This window comes from Psychrobacillus syltrankelensis (assembly GCF_055454035.1).
In genome coordinates, this window is sequence record NZ_CM144227.1 from 941,465 (window position 1) to 965,145 (window position 23,681).

27 protein-coding genes are annotated in these 23,681 nt (G+C 35.0%); 1 reads left to right on the plus strand and 26 read right to left on the minus strand.

Annotated elements, in window-relative coordinates:
• Window positions 1-248: 248 nt before the first annotated feature.
• Genes ACTSKG_RS04840 through ACTSKG_RS04860 form a run of 5 tightly spaced genes read right to left on the minus strand, consistent with a single transcriptional unit; the run spans window position 249 to window position 4,105 of the window.
• Window positions 249-1,433 carry a CCA tRNA nucleotidyltransferase gene (locus ACTSKG_RS04840; protein WP_464757014.1) on the minus strand — a complete coding sequence of 395 codons (1,185 nt, stop codon included), beginning with the start codon at window positions 1,431-1,433 and terminating at the stop codon, window positions 249-251.
• The gene (bshA, locus tag ACTSKG_RS04845; RefSeq protein ID WP_464757015.1) at window positions 1,430-2,563 is read right to left on the minus strand and encodes an N-acetyl-alpha-D-glucosaminyl L-malate synthase BshA; all 1,134 of its coding nucleotides are present in this window, start codon (window positions 2,561-2,563) and stop codon (window positions 1,430-1,432) included. Before bshA ends, ACTSKG_RS04840 begins: the two co-directional genes overlap by 4 nt.
• Window positions 2,564-2,575: 12 nt before the next feature.
• A complete protein-coding gene (gene mgsA / locus ACTSKG_RS04850; protein ID WP_464757016.1) occupies window positions 2,576-2,983 on the minus strand; it encodes a methylglyoxal synthase in 408 nt (135 codons plus the stop codon).
• Window positions 2,984-2,993: 10 nt separating this feature from the next.
• Window positions 2,994-3,770 carry a 4-hydroxy-tetrahydrodipicolinate reductase gene (gene dapB / locus ACTSKG_RS04855; RefSeq protein WP_464757017.1) on the minus strand — a complete coding sequence of 259 codons (777 nt, stop codon included), beginning with the start codon at window positions 3,768-3,770 and terminating at the stop codon, window positions 2,994-2,996.
• A gap of 2 nt (window positions 3,771-3,772) precedes the next feature.
• Window positions 3,773-4,105, minus strand: coding sequence for a nucleotide pyrophosphohydrolase (locus tag ACTSKG_RS04860; RefSeq protein WP_464757018.1), 333 nt, complete (start codon window positions 4,103-4,105; stop codon window positions 3,773-3,775).
• Window positions 4,106-4,213: 108 nt separating this feature from the next.
• Here ACTSKG_RS04860 and ACTSKG_RS04865 point away from each other — a divergent pair, with 108 nt between their 5' ends.
• The gene (locus ACTSKG_RS04865) at window positions 4,214-5,083 is read left to right on the plus strand and encodes a YitT family protein (RefSeq protein WP_464757019.1); all 870 of its coding nucleotides are present in this window, start codon (window positions 4,214-4,216) and stop codon (window positions 5,081-5,083) included.
• 972 nt (window positions 5,084-6,055) lie between these two features.
• Here the strand turns inward: ACTSKG_RS04865 and ACTSKG_RS04870 are convergent.
• The 21 genes from ACTSKG_RS04870 to folE form a co-directional block, all read right to left on the minus strand.
• Window positions 6,056-6,736: a zinc metallopeptidase gene (locus ACTSKG_RS04870; RefSeq protein WP_464757020.1), complete on the minus strand. Its 681-nt coding sequence runs from the start codon at window positions 6,734-6,736 to the stop codon at window positions 6,056-6,058.
• Window positions 6,737-6,791: 55 nt separating this feature from the next.
• The gene (lhaT, locus tag ACTSKG_RS04875) at window positions 6,792-7,388 is read right to left on the minus strand and encodes a lipoprotein heptaprenylglyceryl N-acetyltransferase LhaT (protein WP_464757021.1); all 597 of its coding nucleotides are present in this window, start codon (window positions 7,386-7,388) and stop codon (window positions 6,792-6,794) included.
• A 77-nt stretch (window positions 7,389-7,465) separates the two neighbouring features.
• Window positions 7,466-8,254: a c-type cytochrome gene (locus ACTSKG_RS04880; RefSeq protein ID WP_464757022.1), complete on the minus strand. Its 789-nt coding sequence runs from the start codon at window positions 8,252-8,254 to the stop codon at window positions 7,466-7,468.
• Between the two features lie 41 nt (window positions 8,255-8,295).
• On the minus strand, window positions 8,296-8,970 hold the full coding sequence (gene qcrB / locus ACTSKG_RS04885) for a menaquinol-cytochrome c reductase cytochrome b subunit (protein WP_464757023.1): 675 nt from the start codon (window positions 8,968-8,970) through the stop codon (window positions 8,296-8,298).
• Between the two features lie 20 nt (window positions 8,971-8,990).
• A complete protein-coding gene (locus ACTSKG_RS04890; RefSeq protein ID WP_464757024.1) occupies window positions 8,991-9,494 on the minus strand; it encodes a Rieske 2Fe-2S domain-containing protein in 504 nt (167 codons plus the stop codon).
• A gap of 158 nt (window positions 9,495-9,652) precedes the next feature.
• Window positions 9,653-10,099 carry a YpiF family protein gene (locus ACTSKG_RS04895; RefSeq protein WP_464757025.1) on the minus strand — a complete coding sequence of 149 codons (447 nt, stop codon included), beginning with the start codon at window positions 10,097-10,099 and terminating at the stop codon, window positions 9,653-9,655.
• Window positions 10,100-10,110: 11 nt separating this feature from the next.
• On the minus strand, window positions 10,111-10,662 hold the full coding sequence (locus ACTSKG_RS04900; protein WP_387580146.1) for a ReoY family proteolytic degradation factor: 552 nt from the start codon (window positions 10,660-10,662) through the stop codon (window positions 10,111-10,113).
• Window positions 10,663-10,799: 137 nt separating this feature from the next.
• Complete coding sequence (locus ACTSKG_RS04905; protein WP_464757026.1) at window positions 10,800-12,041, minus strand: tetratricopeptide repeat protein; 1,242 nt, start codon at window positions 12,039-12,041, stop codon at window positions 10,800-10,802.
• An 89-nt stretch (window positions 12,042-12,130) separates the two neighbouring features.
• Window positions 12,131-13,417, minus strand: a complete 1,287-nt coding sequence (gene aroA, locus ACTSKG_RS04910) for a 3-phosphoshikimate 1-carboxyvinyltransferase (RefSeq protein WP_464757027.1) — start codon at window positions 13,415-13,417, stop codon at window positions 12,131-12,133.
• 14 nt (window positions 13,418-13,431) lie between these two features.
• Window positions 13,432-14,532, minus strand: a complete 1,101-nt coding sequence (locus ACTSKG_RS04915; RefSeq protein ID WP_464757028.1) for a prephenate dehydrogenase — start codon at window positions 14,530-14,532, stop codon at window positions 13,432-13,434.
• Window positions 14,532-15,629, minus strand: coding sequence for a histidinol-phosphate transaminase (gene hisC, locus ACTSKG_RS04920; protein WP_464757029.1), 1,098 nt, complete (start codon window positions 15,627-15,629; stop codon window positions 14,532-14,534). The genes ACTSKG_RS04915 and hisC overlap by 1 nt, the downstream gene beginning before the upstream one ends.
• 21 nt (window positions 15,630-15,650) lie before the next feature.
• Window positions 15,651-16,016 carry a chorismate mutase gene (gene aroH, locus ACTSKG_RS04925; RefSeq protein ID WP_464757030.1) on the minus strand — a complete coding sequence of 122 codons (366 nt, stop codon included), beginning with the start codon at window positions 16,014-16,016 and terminating at the stop codon, window positions 15,651-15,653.
• On the minus strand, window positions 16,017-17,105 hold the full coding sequence (gene aroB / locus ACTSKG_RS04930) for a 3-dehydroquinate synthase (RefSeq protein ID WP_464757031.1): 1,089 nt from the start codon (window positions 17,103-17,105) through the stop codon (window positions 16,017-16,019).
• Window positions 17,106-17,108: 3 nt separating this feature from the next.
• On the minus strand, window positions 17,109-18,290 hold the full coding sequence (aroC, locus tag ACTSKG_RS04935; protein ID WP_464757032.1) for a chorismate synthase: 1,182 nt from the start codon (window positions 18,288-18,290) through the stop codon (window positions 17,109-17,111).
• A gap of 104 nt (window positions 18,291-18,394) precedes the next feature.
• Window positions 18,395-19,165: a CheR family methyltransferase gene (locus ACTSKG_RS04940; RefSeq protein WP_464757033.1), complete on the minus strand. Its 771-nt coding sequence runs from the start codon at window positions 19,163-19,165 to the stop codon at window positions 18,395-18,397.
• Window positions 19,166-19,539: 374 nt separating this feature from the next.
• Window positions 19,540-19,986, minus strand: coding sequence for a nucleoside-diphosphate kinase (gene ndk / locus ACTSKG_RS04945; RefSeq protein WP_387580125.1), 447 nt, complete (start codon window positions 19,984-19,986; stop codon window positions 19,540-19,542).
• A 209-nt stretch (window positions 19,987-20,195) separates the two neighbouring features.
• Window positions 20,196-21,170 carry a heptaprenyl diphosphate synthase component II gene (gene hepT / locus ACTSKG_RS04950; RefSeq protein WP_464757034.1) on the minus strand — a complete coding sequence of 325 codons (975 nt, stop codon included), beginning with the start codon at window positions 21,168-21,170 and terminating at the stop codon, window positions 20,196-20,198.
• Window positions 21,171-21,189: 19 nt separating this feature from the next.
• Window positions 21,190-21,894: a demethylmenaquinone methyltransferase gene (locus ACTSKG_RS04955; protein ID WP_464757035.1), complete on the minus strand. Its 705-nt coding sequence runs from the start codon at window positions 21,892-21,894 to the stop codon at window positions 21,190-21,192.
• 3 nt (window positions 21,895-21,897) lie between these two features.
• Window positions 21,898-22,659, minus strand: a complete 762-nt coding sequence (locus ACTSKG_RS04960) for a heptaprenyl diphosphate synthase component 1 (RefSeq protein ID WP_464757036.1) — start codon at window positions 22,657-22,659, stop codon at window positions 21,898-21,900.
• 46 nt (window positions 22,660-22,705) lie between these two features.
• Window positions 22,706-22,930, minus strand: a complete 225-nt coding sequence (gene mtrB / locus ACTSKG_RS04965) for a trp RNA-binding attenuation protein MtrB (protein ID WP_464757037.1) — start codon at window positions 22,928-22,930, stop codon at window positions 22,706-22,708.
• Between the two features lie 67 nt (window positions 22,931-22,997).
• Complete coding sequence (folE, locus tag ACTSKG_RS04970) at window positions 22,998-23,567, minus strand: GTP cyclohydrolase I FolE (RefSeq protein ID WP_464757038.1); 570 nt, start codon at window positions 23,565-23,567, stop codon at window positions 22,998-23,000.
• Window positions 23,568-23,681: the final 114 nt, after the last annotated feature.

The following is a 23,681-nucleotide window of genomic DNA, read 5'->3' on the forward strand; positions in this document are numbered from 1 at the left end:
GGTACTGTCCAATAAGTAAGAAAATCATAGAGACGGCTCACTCTCCGTGTACGTTTCTTCAGCATCCTCGAACTCTAGCGAGGCTTCTGCTAAAGATACTCCTCAGGAATGTCGGTTTATCAAAGATTTTCTTAAAAGCTAAAGTAGAGTGTGGAATTTATTAGTTCCTCCTCTACTTTTTTAGCTTTGAAGTAGTAACAACTTTCCACTCACCAGTCCTAAGTACTTTAAATCCAAGTTATTTACTTTCAAATGTCATACTCACGAAAAAACCATTGTTTTATATGTTCACGCTCATTAAGTACTTGTCCATTTACAATTTCTCTCGTTAACTTCTCCAGGGCCTCTTTTATCCAGGGTCCTCTCTTCTCTTTTTTCCATTCCATAAGTTCATTTCCATTTATGACAATGTCCCTTGCAGATGAAATTGGAATTGCATCTTTCATTTGATACATCTGTTCAATTGAATAAGGTAACTGAATATCTAGAATGGTGTCCGCATAATGAGCAGCTACTCTTAATACCTCTTCTTTAAATTGGAATAAATCATATGTAGTCCATGGCCCTATTTTTAGTTTCTCTACAGCAAGCAAAACTTGCTTCACATAACTTTTTTCTGCATTAGAGCATTTATAATAACTTAATAGAGTATTTATATCTGTTGACTGCTGCATAAGTGCAAAAAAAGCCCAACCATTCGCTACATTTTGAAACATAAAAAATCCATTCCACTTTTCTAGAGAAGACTCCCAATCACCTTGGAAACTTAAAGTTAATTTACTTGTGACTAATAATTTCATTCCTTTTTCTACGTGGTTACTTTTCCAAATTTTTTCTAGTTCAACTTTAACTCTTTCCATTGAAACATGTTTGATAAGATGATGTTTCTCTTGAATGGCTTTTAGTGTTAGAGGATGCAATGAAAAATCTAATTGTGCCGAAAATCGAATAGCTCTAAGCATACGTAATGCATCTTCCGTAAAACGCATGTTTGGATCACCAACAGCTCGAATTAGTTTCTTCTCAATGTCTTCTTTTCCACCAAAATAATCAATCAGTTCATCCGTTTTTTTTAAGGCCATTGCATTCATTGTAAAGTCTCTTCTTTGAAGATCTTCTTGTAATGAACGGACGAAGGTAACATTATCCGGTCTTCTAAAATCAGAATAAGTATCTTCAGACCGAAAAGTAGTCACTTCAATCGTTTCTTTTAATACAACAAGTATCGTTCCATGTTCTATCCCAACATCAATCGTATGTTCAAATAACTGTTTTACTTCATTCGGTGTTGCATTTGTTGTAACGTCCAAATCATTTGCATGAACTGATCTGACAAAATCGCGGACTGCTCCACCTACAACATATGCTTCAAATCCTGCATTCTCAAGTTTCTCAATTACTTGATATGCGACAGGCCACCGACTTCTCATCATTTTTTTCTCGCCACTCTTTCATACATTTCTTCATATTGTCCGACAATTTTAGAAGAACTAAATCTCTCGTGAACAATTCTCAATGATGCTTCGCTTAAGTTTTTATGTAAGATAGGATCTTTTAAAATTTTCACACCGTACTCTGCCACTTTTGAAATATCTCCCAACTCAACTAAAAATCCATTTTCGCCATGAGTGATAACTTCAGGAATACCACCAACATTTGTCCCTATACAAGGCACCTCACATGCCATAGCTTCTAGCAATACTAATCCGAATGACTCTTTTTTAGAGAGAAGTAGCATCAAATCAGAAATTGAATATAGTTCAGATAAGTTGTCTTGTTTGCCTAAAAATAATATATCTTCCTCAATCGGTTTCCCTTTAACATATTCCATTACCGGATGTTTTTCAGGTCCATCCCCCACTAACAATAACTTTGCTGGAATTTCTTCTCGAATAAGTTCAAAACTTTTCACTACATCAGGAACATGTTTTACTTTTCTAAAGTTTGAAACATGTATAATAACTTTTTCATCTGATCTAATTCCTAATAATTCTTTTAGATTTCCCACATCTTTTTGTGAATATTCTTGTTCGTCAACGAAATTATAAATGGTTTCTATTTTTTTTCGAGGAGCGATTAACTCCATCGTTTGACTTACTAATGAATCAGAAACAGCAGTTACAATATCAGATTTTTCAATACCATACCGAATTGCTCCCGATAAAGACGAATCGTCTCCTAGGACGGTAATATCTGTTCCGTGTAGAGTAGTAACAATTCCTATATCGGAATTTGACATATCTTTTGCAAGTATTGCGCATACAGCATGAGGAATTGCATAATGCACATGTAGAACGTCTAGTCCTTCATCTTCTATTACTTCTGCCATTTTGTTTGCTAATGCAATATCATAGGGTGCGTACTGGAAGACAGAATAGCTATTTACTTCAACTTGATGATATGTAATATTTGTATACATTTTATTTAATCGAAAAGGCATACTTGAAGTTATGAAATGTATGTCATGTCCTTTTTCGGCGAGCATTTTTCCAAGTTCCGTAGCAATAACTCCAGAGCCACCTACTGTAGGATAACAAGTAATGCCGATTTTTAGTTTCCTCATCTAATCACTTCCTTATCGTGAACGTCTTTCTTCTAATAACCGCCAATCCAAAAAACCTTCCTCTAATCCTTTTAATAATACTTCAGCTGTTCCCATATTAGTTGCTAGAGGTATTTGATAGACATCACAAAGTCTTATTAATGCTGATACGTCTGGTTCATGTGGCTGAGAAGTAAGAGGATCACGAAAGAAAATAACCATATCCATTTCATTATTAGCAATGGCAGATCCAATCTGTTGATCCCCTCCAAGTGGACCTGATTTATATCTAAAAACAGATAAACCTACTTCATTAATTATTCGCATACCAGTCGTTCCCGTTGCAAATAATTCATGAATTTCTAAAAAAGGTTTATAAGCAGTTACAAATTGGATTAAATCATCCTTTTTTTTATCATGTGCCACTAAAGCGATTCTCATTATTTTCCTCCTATAAAATAAGTTTCTCTAAGCCGTATATAAGTGTATTATGTTTCATTATTTCATTGATTGATAATACGATTCCCGACATAAACGAAGTCCGGTCAAAAGAATCATGACGAATGGTCAATAGCTGTCCTTCTCCTCCTAGAAGCACTTGCTGATGTGCGACTAAACCTGGTAAACGTACACTATGAATATGCATTCCAGAAATATTTGCCCCTCGAGCACCTTCAATTAGTTCTTTTTCGTCTGTATGTCCTTGTTCAAAAGATTCTCTTACATCATTGATCATTTGGGCTGTTTTTAAAGCTGTACCCGAGGGAGCATCCACTTTTTGGTCGTGATGCATCTCTATAATTTCAATATCAGGTAAATATTTAGCAGCCATTTGTGCAAATTTCATCATCAGAACCGCTCCAATTGAAAAATTAGGGGCAATAATACAGCCAATTTCTTTTTCTTCTACTTTCCTCCTAACCTCCTCTAATTGTAAATCAGTGAAGCCAGTTGTACCAATAACTGGTCTTACTCCATTTTCTAAAGCAGTAATTGTATGCTCAAATACACACGATGGCACTGTCAAATCGACTAATACATCTGGTTTGGTATGATAGATTAGTTCTTCCAATGAAGTGAAAACAGGAATATCATGTTCCAAAAATTCCTCTTCATGTCTATGATCCAATACACTCACCAATAAAAACTCATTATTTTTAATCAGTGTTGCTACTGCTTCTTTACCCATTCTTCCTCTTGGTCCTGCTATCGCTACTTTAATAACCATAACTATTCCTCCTTTTTAGTCCAACGATCTTTATCTCTTGTATTGTATTTTTTTAAGACATTTTGTAAAGACTCTTGTAAGTTAATACCTTCAGCATTTGCCATACAAATTAGTACAAAAAAGAAATCTCCAATTTCATCCGCAATTTCCTTTTCTACTTCCGTTTTCTTTTTTTTCTTAGTGCCATATTTATGTTGGACTTCTCTAGAAAGCTCACCTAACTCTTCTGTTAATCTTGCTAACAGTTCCATTGGAGGAAAATAACCTTCCTTAAACTGATTTATATATATATCTACTTCATTTTGTAATTCGTATAATGTTTTATTTTCAGCCATTATTTTCACACTCCTAATCTCATCCTATTAAAAATATACACTGGTTGTCAAAAGCAAACAAATGATTGATAATATTATCTATATTATATTTATATTAGAGGTGAATTTGTGGGAATAGGTTTAAAACTCAAAAATATAATTTTTATTATTATTGGGGCTGCTATCTATAGTTTTGGTTTTATACACTTTAATATGCAAAACGAACTTGGAGAAGGTGGATTTGCAGGTATTACTTTAATATTGTATTTCGTATTTAAATGGGATGTAGCAATTATGAACCTTTTATTGAATATACCTATGTTTATTTTAGGATGGAGACTATTAGGAAAAAAGGTGTTTGCGTATACAGTTATTGGTACAGTTTCTGTATCCATATTTCTGAAAATATTCCACATGTACGAAATTGATATTGGTCTGAAGGATGATATGCTCCTTGTTTCCTTATTTGCCGGTGTTTTTGTTGGAGTAGGTTTAGGTATTATTTTTAGATTTGGTGGCACTACTGGAGGGGTAGATATAATTGCCCGTCTTGTTCATAAGTATGTCGGCTGGAGTATGGGGAAAACGATGTTTATGTTCGATGCTTTCGTTATATTATTATCATGGCTTACTTTTTTAGACGAACGTTCGATGATGTATACTTTAGTTGCAGTTTTTGTGGGGGCTAGAGTAATCGACTTAGTACAAGAAGGTGCTTATGCTGCTCGAGGTGCGTTTATCATCTCCGAATTACAGGACGAAATTGCAACGCGGATTTCTTTAGAAATGGAACGCGGAGTCACTGTATTAAAAGGATATGGTCATTATACAAAAAACGAAAAAGATGTTCTCTTTTGTGTCATTGGAAAAAATGAAATCATCCGTTTGAAATCGATTATCACGTCTATTGATCCACATGCATTTGTTTCTTTGAGTGAAATGCATGATGTAATGGGTGAAGGCTTTACACTTGATGATGAGAAAAGACCAATAGAGTAGCGAACAAGAAAAACGCAAGGGGCCTTTAAGTTCATCTTGTCTTCATATTTCTAGAATGCTTTGGACGAAACACTTGCTCCTGCGGTTACTCGTCGCAAAAATTTGGCTACACTATTAACGAAGTCTTTTATGGAGGATCTGGAAGTGGCTGCTTGCTTCCAGATCCTCTTTTTTCGGTAATCATGTGGTGGATGTTTCCCCGTCGCCCTCTTTAAATAGAATAGACAAGGTGCATTAGGTTTTAATATTGGGAGAATAGATCCTTTCTTATACTTTTAAAGCGGACGAAGATACAATTTCGTCCTCTCAGCGCTTCTTTATCAATGTATACTATCTATTTTTCTCGAGTACCACCTACTCTAATCATTCACCAACTGATTCAAGTATACTTACTTAGGTAATACTCACTTAATGGATTGAAGTGAAAGGTGACGACTCCAGAAGGAGGCCAACAGGATGTTGGTCACGAAGGCGTTGCCACACGATGTGGCGCTCTTAGCCTTCGTTCCTCGGAGACATATTAGCCATCACAAACGAACGCTTTAGCGGCGTTGATGGCTCATCGCTCACCCCGCGGAACGCGTCCACCTGAAACGAAATCCTCGGTATTATTTAATTCTTTGAAGTACTATGAATATTGGTTTCTGCAGGAAGATGATGCTTCTACGTTCTTATCTCTTTAGAAAAGCGCAAGCGTCCTTTAAGTGCTATTACAGCAGGAATTGGATAATCTTGTGGCGATGAGTTTTTAGCAAATTAGAGAAAAATGCTTTCCTACTCTATTAAAATCTTCAGAGGATTTCTACTTTCGTATTTCATACATATTGAAAGATAAAATGTATCAATAAAAAAAGAGTGAATTTAATTCAAATATAAAACTTGCTTTTCCAAAGGTTAGCACAAAACTCATATAAAAAGGATTGTCCTTAGTCTATTCTGACAAAGAACAATCCTTTAAGATTTACTTCTTAATTAATCATTTCTATTCATACCTGTGAAGATTAATACTAAACGTAATAACTCAAGAACTGCAACTGCTGTAGCAGCTACATATGTTAAAGCAGCAGCGCTTAATACTTTCTTCGCATGACGCTCTTCTTCATTTCTAATAATACCTAAGGATACCATTTGGTCCAACGCTCGACTAGAAGCATTGAATTCTACTGGAAGTGTTACGAATTGAAATACAACACCAACTCCAAGTAAAACAATACCTAAAAGTAGCATATTACTTAGGCTCGCAAAAATACCAATCATCACAAAAACCCAAGATGCATTGGAAGAAATATTCGCTAAAGGTACTAATTTATGTCTTAATGTTAAAAACGAATAAGCTTCTTTATGTTGGATTGCATGTCCAACCTCATGAGCTGCAATTGCTGAACCAGCAACAGATGCCTCGTGATAATTATGGGTAGATAACGCAACGACCTTTGTCATTGGATTGTAATGATCACTTAAAAATCCTCTACTCTCGATCACTTTTACATCATGTAATCCATTTGCATCTAAAATGGTTCTCGCAACTTGTGCACCGCTCATACCAGATGTAGAGCGAACCTTAGAATATTTATTATACGTACTTTTCACTTTCATTTGTGCATATAAAGGCAATAATAAAATTATTGCAAAATACACTATATAAGAAACCAACTAAATTTCCCCCTCTCACTCTATACTATTATTGTAATTCGAAAAATAGCATCCATCAACTTATTAGCTTTGACCTTTTTTGATAATTAACAATAGCGATTAATATACATACTATAGACAACCAAAATGTAAAATAACCAATTTGATTTGCATATGAACTTAAGTTACTATAAATAGGCATTTGATCGAATACATAATCGATTATATCATTATGTACAGTCCAAATAGATGCAATCACAATATGAATCCATTTGAATCTATAAAAGGGAATATATAAAATAGCTTGAAGTGCCATGGCGAAATGAGAAATGACCAACATCCAGCCCATCCAACCAATTGAGCCTGTTTCTATATAAGTCCAAATATTCATTACAACTGCCCACAATCCATATTTCACTAGAGTAATTAATGCAAGTACTTCGACTAACTTCCAATTTCTCTTAAACAACCAGCCCAATAAAGCGATCGTAAAAAATAAACTAGCAGTTGGACTGTCTGGAACAAATAGATAAAATATTGGTTCGGTAATGGCAAGCTGTGAACCATACCAGTAATAACCATATACCGTGCCTAATAAGTTAACAATGAACAGTAGCCACATAAATGATTTATTATAGAGTATTACTTTCAAAAACATCATTAGATCTTTCATGAAAACACCCCTAAATATATATAGGTAAAAAAAAAGAGTCAGTTTCCTGACTCTTTTTTATGTTTAGCTTACGCTCTTTATTTTCCTGCAGGTTGTAGAGTTGTAATAAACTCTGCAAGCTTATGAAGTTCTTCTTCTGTACCTTTGAAAGTACCACCTGGCATTCCACCTGGTAATCCTTCATGAGCAATGTTCACAATTTCATCTGCAGTGTATTTTAAACCTATTAAAGGTTTACCAATACCGCCTTCAAAAGCGTTACCATGACATCCGATACAAGAAGAGCCTAGATAAATTTGATATCCTTCTGACTCTTTATCAAATTCTACTTCCGCAACTGGTGCTTTAATTTCCCCTTGAGCTTTAGCAGCAACCCAGTCGTGATTTACTACTGATTCCCAAGTTAAAAAGATCATTGAAGCAAGAGCAAGAAGCATAAATCCAGTTGGTAACGGACGTTTCCAAGGACTTCTTTCTTTGCTTGTATCTAAAAATGGAACTAATAAAAGTGCACCAAATGCTAATCCTGGAATAATGATAGCTCCAATAACATTATATGGTCCTGAAGCAAATTCGTATTTTAATAATTGGTATAAAAATAAGAAATACCAGTCTGGCATTGGAATATATGCAGTGTCAGCTGGATCAGCCGGACGCTCAAGTGGCGATGGATGAGCAACAGTCAACACTAAATAACCTACCAAGAAAACAGCACCGACTAACCATTCTTTTAATAAAAAGTCAGGCCAGAAAGCTTCTGTTTTACCAGGATACTCAGAATAGTCTTTCGGCATTTTCTTTGGTCTGCTTGCTGGATCTGTTACACGAGAGTCCCCAACAAATTTCATACCTTTTCCGCGATGCATAATGTCCCCTCCTTTTAAGAATTATCTGACCCACTTACCCATTATAGTGGTCCAGAAATACCTTGACGACGAATCATGATAAAGTGTGCTGCAAGTAGAGCAAATAATGCAGCTGGTAAGAAGAACACATGAATCGCAAAGAATCTTGTTAATGTTTCTGCTCCGATAATATGTTCATCACCGGCTAATAATGTTTTGATAACTCCACCAATCAGTGGAACAGATGCTGCAATTTGAATACCTACCTTTGTTGCGAACAATGCTTTCATGTCCCAAGGTAGTAAGTAACCCGTAAATCCTAAACCTAACATAACAGCGAAGATTAAAACTCCGACCATCCAGTTTAGTTCACGAGGTTTTTTATAAGAACCAGTAAAGAATACACGTAATGTATGTAAGAACATCATAACTATTACAAGAGATGCTCCCCAGTGATGCATTCCTCGCACGATTTCACCAAATGCTACTTCGTTTTGAAGATAGTATACAGATTCCCATGCATTAACAATATCCGGCACATAATACATCGTTAAAAACATACCTGATAGAATTTGAATAACAGTAATAAAGAACGTTAATCCTCCAAAACAATATACAAATGCAGAGAAATGGTGAGCAGGGTTTACGTGTTCTGGTACTTCGTGGTCTGCGATATCACGCCATATTGGTGTAATATCTAAACGTTCATCCACCCAATCATAGATTTTATTCAGCACTGATGTCGTACCCCCTTACTTTAAACTAATGTGTTAGGTATAGCTTTTCCAATTGCTATGAAACCGTCTTTCTCACGAACTTCATATTGATCCAACGGACCTAGAGGTGGTGTTTTTGGAACATTCTTTCCGTTTTTCTCATAGCGACCACCATGACATGGACAGTAGAATTGATTTTTGTGGGCTGGGTCACCTTCCCAGTTCACAGTACAACCTAAATGCTTACATACTGGAGAAAGAGCGATAATTTGATCTCCTTCTTTGTATACCCATGCAGTATTCGTTACATCAGACTTGTACCATGCATCCACTTGTTCAAAAGTGAAGTCAACGCGAACAGGAACTTTCGTAATGTCTGCAACCTTTTTATCAGTTTGTACAAAGTCTCCACCAGATTTTTTTTGCAAAACTGGATCAATTGCAAAACGTGCCATTGGCATTAGCATTCCAGCTGCCATAAATCCGCCAACACCTGTTAATGTATAACTTAGAAACTGACGTCTTGAAACCTTATTGTTACTCATCCTTTTCCCCCCTCTAACTTAAAGGTCAGTCCAATGGACATACTTGCTTGAATTAATAATACTAGGACATATACATGATATATCAATAAAAAAGGAAGGTCAATATTTCCGAGAGACGAATTATGAACTTTGTGAACAATTAATGAAAGATGTTGTCACTAATTCGCCCATTTTTTTGCAAAAGTAGGAATAAGTTGACGAAGTTGATCTTCTAAGACTGAATTCTTCATTTTTTGATCCATAGATTCTAGAGGTATAGAAGGAATCCAGAAAATATTTATATCTTCTTCCATTGTAGTCCAATCTCGATCAGAAGTAATGTAAAATATATGTTTAAATTGTGCTTTTTTCAATTCTTCCATCCAGTTTTCTAACAATAAGTACTTGTCCTGATTTTTTGTGTAAGAGAAGGAAGGAAATAAAACAATCCTTCCTTTAAACTGATTTTCAATTAAATTTCCTAATGATAAAGTAAAATCTGCAGCCGAGGCCGCAAATTGAAATCCATTTTGAGAACCATCGATTAATGTTAATGGAATTACAGCTGTATCTATATACTCTTTTTGTGCTTGAAATACTACACTATCTTTTCCGTTCCAATGCATAATTATCTCTCCTAAATATCTTTAGCTACTAGTTCTTTCCACAAAGCAGAAAGTTCAAGAAATTTTTCTTTATTATTTTGATCAATTGCTTCATCTATCTTTTTTTGTAACTGCTCTACTTGAAAAAAATGTAGACTCTCCGACAATACATCCTCTACAATTAGCTTATCTTTTTCACTAATATGCAAATATTTCGGCATATAAGGATTTTCTTCTAGTACAGCTAAATATTCGGGACTTGGTGGTACTGTTTGAAAGTTTAGCTGGATGTACATCTCTTCCTCCGGATGCAGTCTTAAATCATGAAACGATTTTTCAGCATCAGCTGTCATAATACTTCCTTTATAAAATCGAAAAGGGATTCCCGACGACGTTGTAACGGACATAACCATTGCTCTCGGACAATAATGCGCTTCCTCCACGAAATGCACATTATTTAGTAATGTTTCATGACTAATTAAATAATTTAATATCCAGACGCACTCTCTTCTTTTCATTTGATATTTTTTCAAAAACCAACGGACAAATTCTTTCTTTTCGCCAACTGAAACAGAAGCAGTCACGTAACCTCTCCTTCCTTTTTTTGTCCACTCAAATCCTCCTTGGCTTATTTGCGTCCAGATATTGCATCGTGCATGCTCTATGCAATATCTGTGGCATACTCCGGAGGCTCACCTTAACTCAGTAACGTATTGCTAAATTAGGTTATTTCAAACCAAGTACTATTTTCAGGTTCTAATTTCTGCAATAGTGCTATTACTTCTGAAGCTTCTTCTCTTTTTCCTTCTTCAAGTAGGAAATAAACGTATTTCTCCAAAAACTGTGCATCGTCCTTAAGTTCAGTATATGCTAACTTATAAAATTCGTATGCTTTTTCGTAAATTTCTAATCGATTATACGCCTCTGCTATAAATGGATACATGGATGACCATTCAAAATGTTCATTTTTCAGCGTTTCATATAATTCGATTAGCTCTTCATCTTTCTCTTCCTTAGAAAATAAAGAAGATAGAATGAAAATAGCATCCATATATTCTGGATCTAATGCGATTGCTTCTCTTAAAAATGTTTCTGCTTCTTTCACTCTTCCCATTTTCAACGAAATTTTACCTGCAAATAAATAATATTCTTTTTCGAATTCATCACGGGCAATTCCATCCGTTATTGCTTTAAATGCTTCTGTATTTTTGTCTAGCATTGCATATGATTCAGCTAACAACATATAACCTGAAAAATAGTCTGGATCTATTTCTACTAGGCTTTCAAGATGGTTTACTGCTGTTTCATAATGCTGAACTTGAAATGAAGCATATGCAGCCTGAAATAATACATCTGGAGTTACTTCCTTTTTCAATGCTTCTGTATAATATGGGATAGCTTCTTCATAAGCTGCTCCAGCACTGTAGATTTGGGCTAGCTTTAAAGGTAAATCAACTGCTTGAATGGAGTCTTGAACTGGAAGAAGATTTTCCAATATTCTAGCAGCCTCTAAATACCGACCTGTTTCAAAGAGCATTTCTCCTTTTGCATATAGTAATAATGGCTCATTTGGCATAATGGTAATAGCTTCATTTAATTTTTGCTCAGCTACTTCATATAATCCAATCATTTGATAATAATCCGCAAGGGTAAGTAGGGCTTGTGGATATGCCTCACTTGTTTTCTCTATACTAGTTAAAAGGTTTAATGCTTCATCTTCTTGGTCCAATTCTAAGAGAAGTTGTGCTTGATCTATCTTTAGCTGATTCTCTTCTGGATATAAAAATTGAAGATGAACTAAAACTTTTAACGCTTCCTCTACAAATCCATATTGGGCCAAAAGATCTGCTAACTTATATTGTGTATCAGCATCTGGTTCTATTAAAAAAGAATCAATCATAACATTTAGCTTTTCTACATTTCCATGCTCTATCGCTTCTAAAAACGGCTCTAATTTATCCAAACTAATCACCTATCCTTCTATTATCTTCTCATCGTACAGGACAGATAAACGTCATACAAGAAAAAAACTCTCCAAATAAGGAGAGTTCACTATTTTATCACAGATAATAGGTGTTCGAAAAAGTTTGGATAAGAAACAGCGATACAATTTTCGTTGTCAATTGTCATTGCTGAAGAAGTAATGAGAGATGCAATTGCAGCCATCATACCAATACGATGATCTCCATAAGTATCTAGATCTCCTCCGTGCAGAGCTGTAGGACCTTCAATAATCATACCATCTGCAGTAGCTGTTATATTAGCTCCTAATTTTTTCAACTCATTGACAACAGCATCTATTCGATTTGTTTCTTTTACTTTCAGTTCTTCCGCATCTTTAATAATTGTTTTACCAGTAGCTTGCGTCGCAAGTAAGGCGATAATTGGAATTTCATCAATTAATCTAGGAATCAAATCCCCGCCGATCTCTGTTCCCTTGAGTTCAGATGTTTCGACCGTTATATCTCCTATTTCTTCGTGGCTAACATTATCTAATTCTCGAATCGATATATTTGCACCCATTTCCTTCAAAACGTCCACAATTCCTGTTCTAGTAGGGTTTAATCCAACGTTTTGGAGAACCAATTTGCTATTAGGTACGATTGAACCGGCTGCTAAAAAGAAAGCAGCCGACGAGATATCCCCTGGTACAACAACATGTGTACCAGTTAACTTTTGTCCGCCTGTCAGATAAATTGTTTTATCGGCGATAGTTAAATCTGCTCCAAAATGGCGAAGCATTTTTTCCGTATGATCGCGGGAGGTTTCCATTTCCGTTAAAATAGTTTCTCCTTCAGCATTTAGAGCAGCGAGTAATATCGCAGATTTTACTTGAGCACTTGCAACAGGCATTTTATAGTGAATCGCTTGAAGCTTTTTACCTTCCACTGCAATAGGGGTAAATTGCGCATCTTCTCGTCCAATAAAGTGTGCGCCCATTTTTTTTAGTGGGGCAGTTACTCGTTTCATTGGACGCTTTTGAATGGACTCATCTCCAATTAAAACAGTCGTAAGATTTGAACCCGCTAAAATGCCAAGCATTAGCCTTGTCGTTGTACCTGAGTTACCAGTGTATAGAATATCACTTGGCTCTTTCCAAGCATCTATTCCATTGCTTTTAACCTGAACGTTTTCACCTTCTATCAGAACTTCTACCCCTAGCTTAGTAAAACAGTCGATTGTTGCTAAACAATCATCGCTTTGAAGGAATCCTTCTATCGTAGTTTCTCCTTTAGCTATGGATCCGAACATTATTGAACGATGTGAGACAGATTTATCTCCGGGTGTTTTTAATGTTCCTTGTAAGGAGGGTTGTCCATAATCTAATATTTTTCTCATAATTATTCTCCTCCCTAAGAAATATATGTTTCAAAAGTTGTATTATTTGCTATGCATTTACTCGCTCTAGCACGATCATCCATCGTTTGAAAACTAATAACTAAAATACCAAAAATATCTTCTCGAGTTTCAACAATTCTTAAATTTGTAATACTTATGTTGTCTTTTGCTAAATAACCCGTAATTTCAGAAATGACCCCAGGATAATCCGGTACATCTACATATAAATCAAACACAGAGAACATGGCTCCTTGAGAACTGATTGGAAGCTCATCACGAATTTGTTTCGCTTTTGAAAAATAAGATTCTATTTCTTCAGCTTCTGCATGAGTCAACAGATTTTGAAGTTTTATCATTTCTTCCGTCCATAATTGTAGTTGATTACTTAACTCTTTACGATTCTGTAATGTAATATCTCGCCACATTATTGGATTTGCTGAAGCAATCCTTGTTAGATCACGAAAACCACCAGCAGCAAGTTGCTTTGTAAAAGGAAATTGTTCATTTTCATCTGCAAGTTGATGCACTAGTGATGCGGCAATTAAATGAGGAAAATGGCTAACAACTGCCGTCATATGATCATGTTCATTTGCATTTACTTGAACAATTTTTGCTTTCGTTACTTGCAGTATATCAGATAGTTTTTTTACTTCTACATGATTTTCGTTTTCAAATGGTGTGAGCATATAAAATGCATTTTCAAATAGGTGGGCACGTGCTGCCTCCACACCACTTTTATGTGAGCCAGCCATCGGATGTCCACCAATGAAAGTAATACCTGCTTCTTTTAACAGGAGAGCTGCTTGCATTATTTCTTTCTTTGTACTACCTGTATCCGTTACAATTACATCTTTTTTAAGGTTCCAATTAGGCAACTCATGCATTAATCGAATCGTTTCATTAACTGGAGTAGCAAATACGATAATATCCGCAAGTTCTGATCCTTCTTTTATATGAATAGCCATTTCATCAATAACACCTATTTTTTTTGCCGTGTTTAGTGTATGACTATTTGCATCATAACCGATAATTAAAATATCTTTATTTCGCTTTATTCCAAGCGCTAAAGATCCTCCAATTAAACCCAGTCCAATGATGAAAATTTTTTGGTTCATTAAAGTACGCCTTCCTCATGTAAAACTTCATCTAGTTTTTGTAATAATTCCGTATTTTCTTCTTGTGTACCAATTGTAATTCTTAGATATCCTGGAACACCTAATGCATTCCCGCTACGAACAATAAAGCCTCGCTTCATTAACCCTTGAAAAACTGCATCACTATCTGCTTTAACTTCCATCAATATAAAGTTTGTGTGAGAAGGATAATAATGAAGATTACGTTCTGTACAGAATGCTTCATATTGCTTTTTACCAACGTAATTTTTTACTCTGCATTCTTCAATAAAGTTTTGATCCTCTAATCCGATAATCGCAACTTCCTGACTTAATACAGTATTATTGAAAGGTTCACGAGTTGGTTCCAACTGACTGATTACTTCTTCTGAACCAATCGCATAACCAACTCGGAAACTTGCTAATCCATAAGCTTTTGAGAAAGTACGCATAATTAATAAATTTGGATGTTTTTCCAACAATCCAATTGAACTTTCATATTTTTCATCTGTAATATATTCTGTATACGCTTCATCAAGCACTACCAATACATCACTAGGTACTTTTTCAAGAAATTCTTTTATTTTGTTTGAAGGAGTTAATGTTCCAGTTGGATTATTCGGATTACAAATCCAAACGATTGCTGTATTTTCATCTATTGCTTCATACATTTTATCTAAATCATGTTCTCCGTTTGTTAGTGGTACTTCTCTAACCTCTGCACCTTCTACAATTGCATTATGCTTATATTGGCCAAATGTGATTGCAGCCATAACTGTGTTTAATCCAGGTTGAAGGATTGCTCTGGAAACAATTAATATATTGTCATCGGATCCATTTCCGAATAATAATTGCTTTTCTGAAACATTTAAATGATTTGCCATAGCGGTTCGTAGCTTAGAAGCATATCCATCTGGGTAAATAGCATAATTCACTTTCGAACTTTCTAAAAATGCTTTAACTTTTGGAGAAGATCCGTATGGATTCTCATTTGAAGCTAGCTTAGTAACTTTATCTAGATTAAATATTTTTTTTACTTCTTCCATCGTTTTACCTGGTTGGTATGCTTCCAGTCCTTTAATTTGTTTTTTGAATTTCATCAAAATGCTCCTCCATTCATTCTATTTCTTAACTAAATCTGGCCTTAGCTGGACAGCATTGTTTAAATAAATATGTTGAATATCTTTTTGTTGTTTCTCTGTATTTACATGCATTAATAATCGAATACATTTTTCTAATGCACCAGGTACATTCATTTCATGCGTACACATAACTGGTACGAATGTCCATCCTTCTAAGCTACGTATTGCTCTAGCGGGAAAAGCAGAGGAGATATCTGTTGTTGTTGATATTAATACGGAAGCAATTGTTTCTGGATTTATATCATTTGCTTTAACCATTTCCGTTACAAGTCTAGTGGTTTCTCGAAGTACTTCTTCATTTGTGTCTTCTGTTACTGTTACTGCACCTCTAACTCCTCTTATCAATTACTTCCCCTCCTCAATCCATATTCTTAATTGTTCATCGCATTTTTTTACATCTTCCATGGGAATAACTTGAACAAAAGGTTCCCCAATGTTGTTTAGTAAAGCGAAATGAAGTTCTCCGTGTGCGTTTTTTTTATCTTTCAACATAAAACTAGCTAACTGTTCAAAAGAGCAATTTAATACATGTTGAAAATGATAACCAAGGTTTTGCGCAAGCATAAATACTTTACGCGCATAGCCAACTTCCACATCACCATAATTTTCACTTAACATTAGTGCAGGAATTATTCCAATCATCACAGCTTCTCCATGTGTAATTTTTCCATAACCAACAGAAGCTTCGATTGCATGGCCATATGTATGCCCAAAATTTAAGTACTTGCGGTAGGAATGTTCCCTTTCATCTAACTCTACTATATGCGCTTTAACTCGTATTCCTTTTTCAAGCCATACAAGTAGTTCTTCTTTTTGTATATCTTTGATACTAGACAAATGTAAAAGTTCATTTACCCAATTCACATCGCTAATAAATGCATGTTTAATTACTTCGGCAAGTCCCGAACGAACTTCTTTTTCAGGCAAAGTTTGTAGAAAATGAAAATCATATAATACTTCCTTCGGTTGATAAAAAGCGCCAATCATATTCTTCCCATTTGGATGATTAATCGCTGTTTTTCCACCTACGGCACTATCATGCGCTAAAATCGTCGTTGGAATTTGATAAAAGGGAATACCTCGCATATAAGTAGACGCTACAAAGCCCGTTAAATCACCAACAGCGCCTCCGCCTAGAGCAAATAAAATGCTATTTCTTGAACAATTTTCTTGAAGTAAATATGTTTGAACATCAAAATAGGATTCAAAAGTTTTACAAGCTTCACCATTTGGTACTAGATGAATTTTATATGCAAACGGAAAATTATGTTGAAAATAACCTTTATGCAAATTCCAAACGTTTTCATCCGAAATAACAACTATTTGATCTGCCTTTTGAAAAACGGCAGCATTTCTTTCACAAAACTCTTGCAAAATATTTTCTCCTAAATGTACTTCATAGAGAGATTCCTTTGTTTTTACTGGGATTATCATTAGTTAAAACCCCTTTGTATATACTCTGTGCCGTTCAATATCTGCTTTTAAAGTTTCTAATTGGTCTCCATTAAATGTATCTAAAACAGCTGCCGCTATTTCCCATGCAATGACTGCTTCTGCTACAACAGATGCTGCTGGTACAGCACAACTATCAGAACGTTCAATACTTGCTTTAAACGGTTCCTTTGTTTCAATATCAACGCTTTGAAGCGGCTTATAGAGTGTTGGAATTGGTTTCATAACTCCTCTTATAACAATTGGCATTCCAGTTGACATACCACCTTCTAATCCACCTAAACGGTTTGTATCCCGAGTATAACCATCTTCTTTTTTCCAAGAAATTTGATCATGAACTTGACTTCCAAATAAATTCGCCATTTCAAATCCTAAACCAACTTCTACACCTTTAAATGCATTTATACTCATCATTGCCATTGCTAATTTCCCATCTAACTTACGATCGTAATGGACGTAGCTTCCTACACCTGCTGGCATTCCAGTAACAATTACTTCTACTACTCCGCCTATTGTATCGCCCGCTTTTTTAGCAAAATCAATTGCTTCGACCATCTTTGCAGAAGCTACTGGGTCCAAACAGTATACCGAATCTGCTTCTACAATCGCTCGAATTTCTTCAATAGTTTTGCCCGTTGCTATATTCAAATCCGCTTCAATCCCACCAATTTTAGTTACATGAGCAACTATTGATATTCCCAACTGTTTAAGTAATTGCTTAGCGACTGCTCCAACTGCAACACGGACAGTTGTTTCCCTAGCTGAAGAACGTTCTAAAACGTTCCGTAAATCACGATGCCCGTATTTCATTCCGCCGACTAAATCTGCGTGACCTGGTCGGGGTCTAGAAATCTGTCTTTTAATATCCTCTGGATCAATCTCTTCTCCAAGGGGCTCAATTCCCATAATATTCGTCCAATGTTTCCAGTCATCATTGTTTACGACAAGACAAACGGGAGATCCTAATGACTTACCATGCCGAACCCCAGAAGTTATAGCAACTGTATCTTTTTCAATTTGCATTCTTCTTCCTCGACCGTGACCACCTTGTCTACGCTTAAGTTCTTTATTAATCTGTTCACTCGTAATTTCTAATTGTGCTGGTAACCCTTCAATAATTGCTGTTAGTTGTGGTCCATGTGACTCACCTGCAGTTAAATAACGCACAACACTTTCCCCCTTCAACTCGCTAAAGTATTTGTTCCACTATATCATAAAATCTATTTCAGTGTATAGAAAAAACTGTCCGATTTTCCTCGGACAGTTTCAAATTATTTTTTTCGATAAAAAAATGTGTCCTCTATCTCAAAACCAAATTTTCCTGGATTAAAGATTTGTTCTGTACTTCCAACGAATAGAATACCACCTGAACGGAGTGAATTACTAAAGTTTTGATAAATTTGATCTTTTGCTTCTTCTGTAAAATAAATCATTACATTTCGGCAAATAATCAAATCGTAATTTTTATCGTATGTATCTTTTAATAAATTATGCTTTTTAAAATTGGTCGTCTTTTTTATCACATCTTCTACTTTATAAAACTGGCCTTGTTTCTCGAAATACTTAGTCTTCATATCATTTGGCACTTCTGCCAGTGAGCGCTCAGGATATATCCCTACTTTGGCCCTATGTATTGCATTTTCATCTAAATCTGTTGCATGAATAGAAATTTGGGAAAGAGGAAGATAATTTGATAATACCATTGCAGTTGTATATGGTTCTTCACCTGTGGAGCAAGCAGCACTCCAGATTTTCAACCGTTTATTTTCAGCTAATAGTTTAGGAAATATTTTATTTTGCAAAACTTCCCAACGCTTCCCATTCCGGTAAAATTCGGACACATTAATTGTCATTCGATCTAAAAACTCATTCAATAAGTCTCTATCATTATCAAGCGCATTAAAAAACTCTACAAAGTTCTTAAATCCCTTTTTTTCATATAACGAAGTAAGTCGGCGTTTCATCTGCGCTTCTTTATACGCTGCAAGATTGATACCTGTTTTAGATTTGATAGCTTCCACAAATTTTATGTAGTCTGGCACAATAACATCGTTCCTTTCAAAATACCTATTATAAAGTATATCGTATTCTGAACATTTAGGACATAAGAAAAACCGGGTAAAAAGACGTCCGGTCCTTTTAATAAAGAGTTACTTAGAAATGCCGAAAATTTCCGCTAATTGTCTGGATGGTCAGAAATTTTCCTTTGTGGACAGAAAAATTATTATCCGGTCACAAAATTATTTATCCGGTCACATTATCTTTTTTCCGATCAAAAATTTCCAGTCGCTATACGAAAGCCCAATTTGTATTATTTTTGTCCTTTTTCTATAAAAAATGACAGTCAAATATGAACAATTTGACTGTCATTTCAGAGATATTTTATTTGCATAATGGCAACGTGCCTGTTTTTAGGTTAGTTAATCCAGTTGTTAGCTTCTTTAGTGTATGCTACTAGTTCTTCTTGTTTGAAGAATAAACCAATTTCACGTTCAGCGCTTTCAGGTGAATCAGAACCATGAATAATATTTTTTCCAACAGTTACTGCAAAGTCTCCACGGATTGTTCCAGGAGCCGATTCTTTTGGATTTGTAGCACCCATCATAAGACGAGCAGTTGAAATAACGTTTTCACCTTCCCAAACCATTGCAAAAACTGGTCCAGAAGTGATGAACTCTACTAATTCACCGAAGAATGGGCGTTCTTTATGTTCGCCATAATGTTGTTCTGCTAATTCAGTTGGAATTTGCATTAATTTTGCTCCAACTAATTGATATCCTTTTTTCTCAAAACGATTTACGATTTCACCGATTAGGTTACGTTGTACGCCATCAGGTTTTACCATTAAAAATGTTTTTTCCATGATTAACACTCCTTCAAATATATAAGGGGATAATTTCTCCACCGTTACAAATAATATCACTATGATGCATTATTTTCAAATTAAATTTAGACTTAACGTAGCGGGTTTAAGTTCATCACATAAAAAATTAACTTTTCCTGCTAATTAGACTATCATCTAAACTTTTAAGAGTCTTTCGGAAGAAATAATCTTATCTTCATTGAATAAGATTAAAACTTACGTTTACTCATAAACAAGGCGATATTTTGTAAAGACTTTTTCGCAGAGTTTGTAGGCAATTGCTTTACTTCATTCAATGCCTTTTGCAAGTACATATTACTTACTTGTTTAGCAAGATTAATTGCGTCGGAATTACGAATTTCTGTTAATAGCTTTTGCTTGTTATCTTCTGAAATAATCCCATCTAACATTTCCTTTAATAATGGCGCGATAGTTGGTTCATTCTTTACATATAGAACAGGTAATGTAATGTTACCTTGTAGTAAATCACTTCCAGCTGGTTTGCCTAGTTGCTCATCTGTCGAAGTAATATCTAAAATATCATCAATGATCTGAAAAGACATACCTATATAATAGCCAAATCGTTTTAAATGTCGAATCGTTTTTTTATCTGCTCCAGAAGCAATAGCACCAAGTTCACAACTTGCCGAGATTAAAATAGCTGTTTTTCTCTTTATTCTTCTTAAATAGTCTCGAACATTTTGTTCCAATATATGTTTATCCTCTATTTGTATAATTTCACCTATACAAAGCTCCACCATCGTATGAGACAAAACTTCATGTGCATATGTATTATCTAATACTGTTATGTATTCTATCGCTCTAGCAAAGAGAAAATCTCCAGTGTACATCGCTACCCGATTATTCCACTGAGTTTTTACCGTTTCTCTTCCTCTTCTTGTTTCCGCGTCGTCTATTACATCATCATGGACAAGTGAGGCCATATGAATGAGTTCAATGGGGACAGCAACATTTTTTATTGATTCAATCGAATAGTTACCAAACTTTGCTGAAAGTAAAACAAAAACAGGACGAATTCGCTTTCCTCCAGCTAGAAGTAAATGAAGAGAAGCTTCATTTAATAAGTGAGATGAAGAATTCACTGCAGTTGCTAGTTCTTTTTCGATGACATCTAAATCCGATTTTAAATCGGAATAAAGTAATTTTAACTTCATCTTATCCACAGATAATACCTTCTCCCACTCAAATATCTTTTTTAAATCCAATATGTCTTGCTGCTGCTCCACCACTATAAGGTTTGCTTGAAACTTTCTGTAAACCTACTCCTTCGAATAATCGAGATAATGCTTCTCTATTTGGAAAGTCCCTTGCTGATTCTTGTAGCCATGAATATTCTTTATAACTTTTAGCAAATAGTTTACCAAACAAAGGCATAATATAACGGAAGTATAGGCGAAAGCCTAAATTAAATAATTTAGAATCTGGTTGCGAAGTTTCTAAACAAACGACCATACCACCCGGTTTAGCTACACGACTCATTTCTTCCAATACTTGTTTATAATCCGGCACATTTCGAAGACCAAAACCAATTGTCACATAATCAAATGAATTATCTTCAAAAGGTAGCTCCATTGCATTTCCCTGTACCAACTCAATTTGTGATATATTTTTTACTTTCTCTTTTCCTACATTCAACATATTTTGACTAAAATCTAATCCGACTACTTTTCCATTAGATCCAATAGCATCTGCTAATGCAATTGTCCAATCTGCAGTACCACAGCAAACGTCGAGTGCTTTACTTCCTCTTTTCACTTGCATTGCTTTCATTGTATCAGAACGCCATTTTATATGTTGTTGAAAACTTATAACAGAATTCATAGAATCATAGTTGCTTGAGATTTTTTCAAAAACTTCATGTACATATTGCTCTTTTGATTTTCCCACTTTTTACCCTTCTCTCAACTGCTTTTCCAGTGAATGTTTGCTCACTCGCTCTAAAATTGCATCTTTTAAGGATTCAGATAATAATTCTGAGGTTCGAACATCCCGCACTAGTGTATACTCGATTTTTTCAATCTCACGGCGTAGAGCACCCATATTCATTTGAAAAGTTTTCGATTTACTTATATAAAATGTTTTTTCATTTTTTTCGAAGGCAGCTAACTCTTTCTTTAAAGCTGCTAGTAATAATGCTTCTTTCATGATAAATACGTATTCATGAAAAGCATAATATTCTAAAAATCGTTCAATTGGTTTACTTTCAATTTGTTGAATAGATTGAATTAATTCTTCCAATGTATAATCCTCTAGATCATAAAATCTAGATTTATGCTCTGTAATAATTGCAACACTATTAGACAATTGTTGGATTAACTCAATTTTATTTTCTTTTGCTAAAAGTTGATAGTATCGACCACTATAATAATCTCCAGCTAATACTTGTAATTGTTGTGTTTTAGCTGTCGCATTTTCTTCTTTTACTAAATCATGTGCAGCAAGAGCAGAAAATATAAGAGACACAGCGATTGCAGATATCTCTACTGATTTGTCCCATATCTCCTCATTAAGTAGTGGTAAGATTGTGAAAAACAAACGATCTTCATCAATTACAGGTTTGCCAGTGTATTTTTGCAAAGTGTTTTGTTGAAGTTGCATAAGAATATTCTTTTTATAAGTTTCCACATGTTGTAATATCAATGCTTCGTTCATACACTTTACTCCATTTCTCAACCGCGGTAATCTTTTATATAGTTTACTACATTTTCTTAGATTCACTTTCAATCACGCCATTAGCCGTTTGAATGGACGCTTTACCTCTAATTTTCATTGCCGAAGTATGTTCCGTAAATTGAGCGATCATCACTTCTCCAGTATCAAGCTTTTCAGAATGATGGAATTTAGTATCTGTTCCTCTAGTTAATCCTATTACATGAACTCCATCTTCTTCTGCTTTGATTACGATAAAATCTGAACTAGACATTTTAAAGTCTCCTTTGTTCACAGTCTTTTTTTATCATACCATATTCTATCCCATTCATCCAAAACTGTTACCTCATCTGAATGAAAGATAATATTTCCGAACGTTTAACTTCATCGTTTTCTAAAATACCTCTCGAAACAGCAGTAACAGTTTTAGCACCCGGTTTTTTTATTCCACGCATTGTCATGCACATATGCTCTGCTTCAATTACTACGTAAACACCGTGAGGGTTTAACATTTCCATGATGTCATCAGCAATTGAGGAAGTTATTCTCTCTTGAAGTTGAGGACGTCTTGCAGTTGTTTCTACCGCTCTCGCTAGTTTACTTAGCCCAGTCACAACTCCATTTCTTGGAATATAAGCAACATGTGCTTTACCGTAAAAAGGAACGAGATGATGCTCACACATCGAAAAGAACGGAATATCTTTTACTAAAACAAGTTCTTCATGTTCTTCGTTAAAAACAGTTTTAAAATATTCTTTTGGGTCCTGATGCAAGCCCTCAAACATTTCAGCATACATTTTAGATACTCTTTTTGGTGTATCAAGTAATCCCTCTCTAGTAGGATCTTCACCGACAGCTTCTAAGATCATTTTAACTGCCTCTTCTATTTTTTTCAGATCGACATTTGTCATCTGTTATCCCCCCTAAACCAAACTTCGTAATATGTCATTAGCATCTTAGCATACCAATCAAATATAATAAATATTTTTCAATTATGTATAAGTATCATGTCTATTATGTTATTT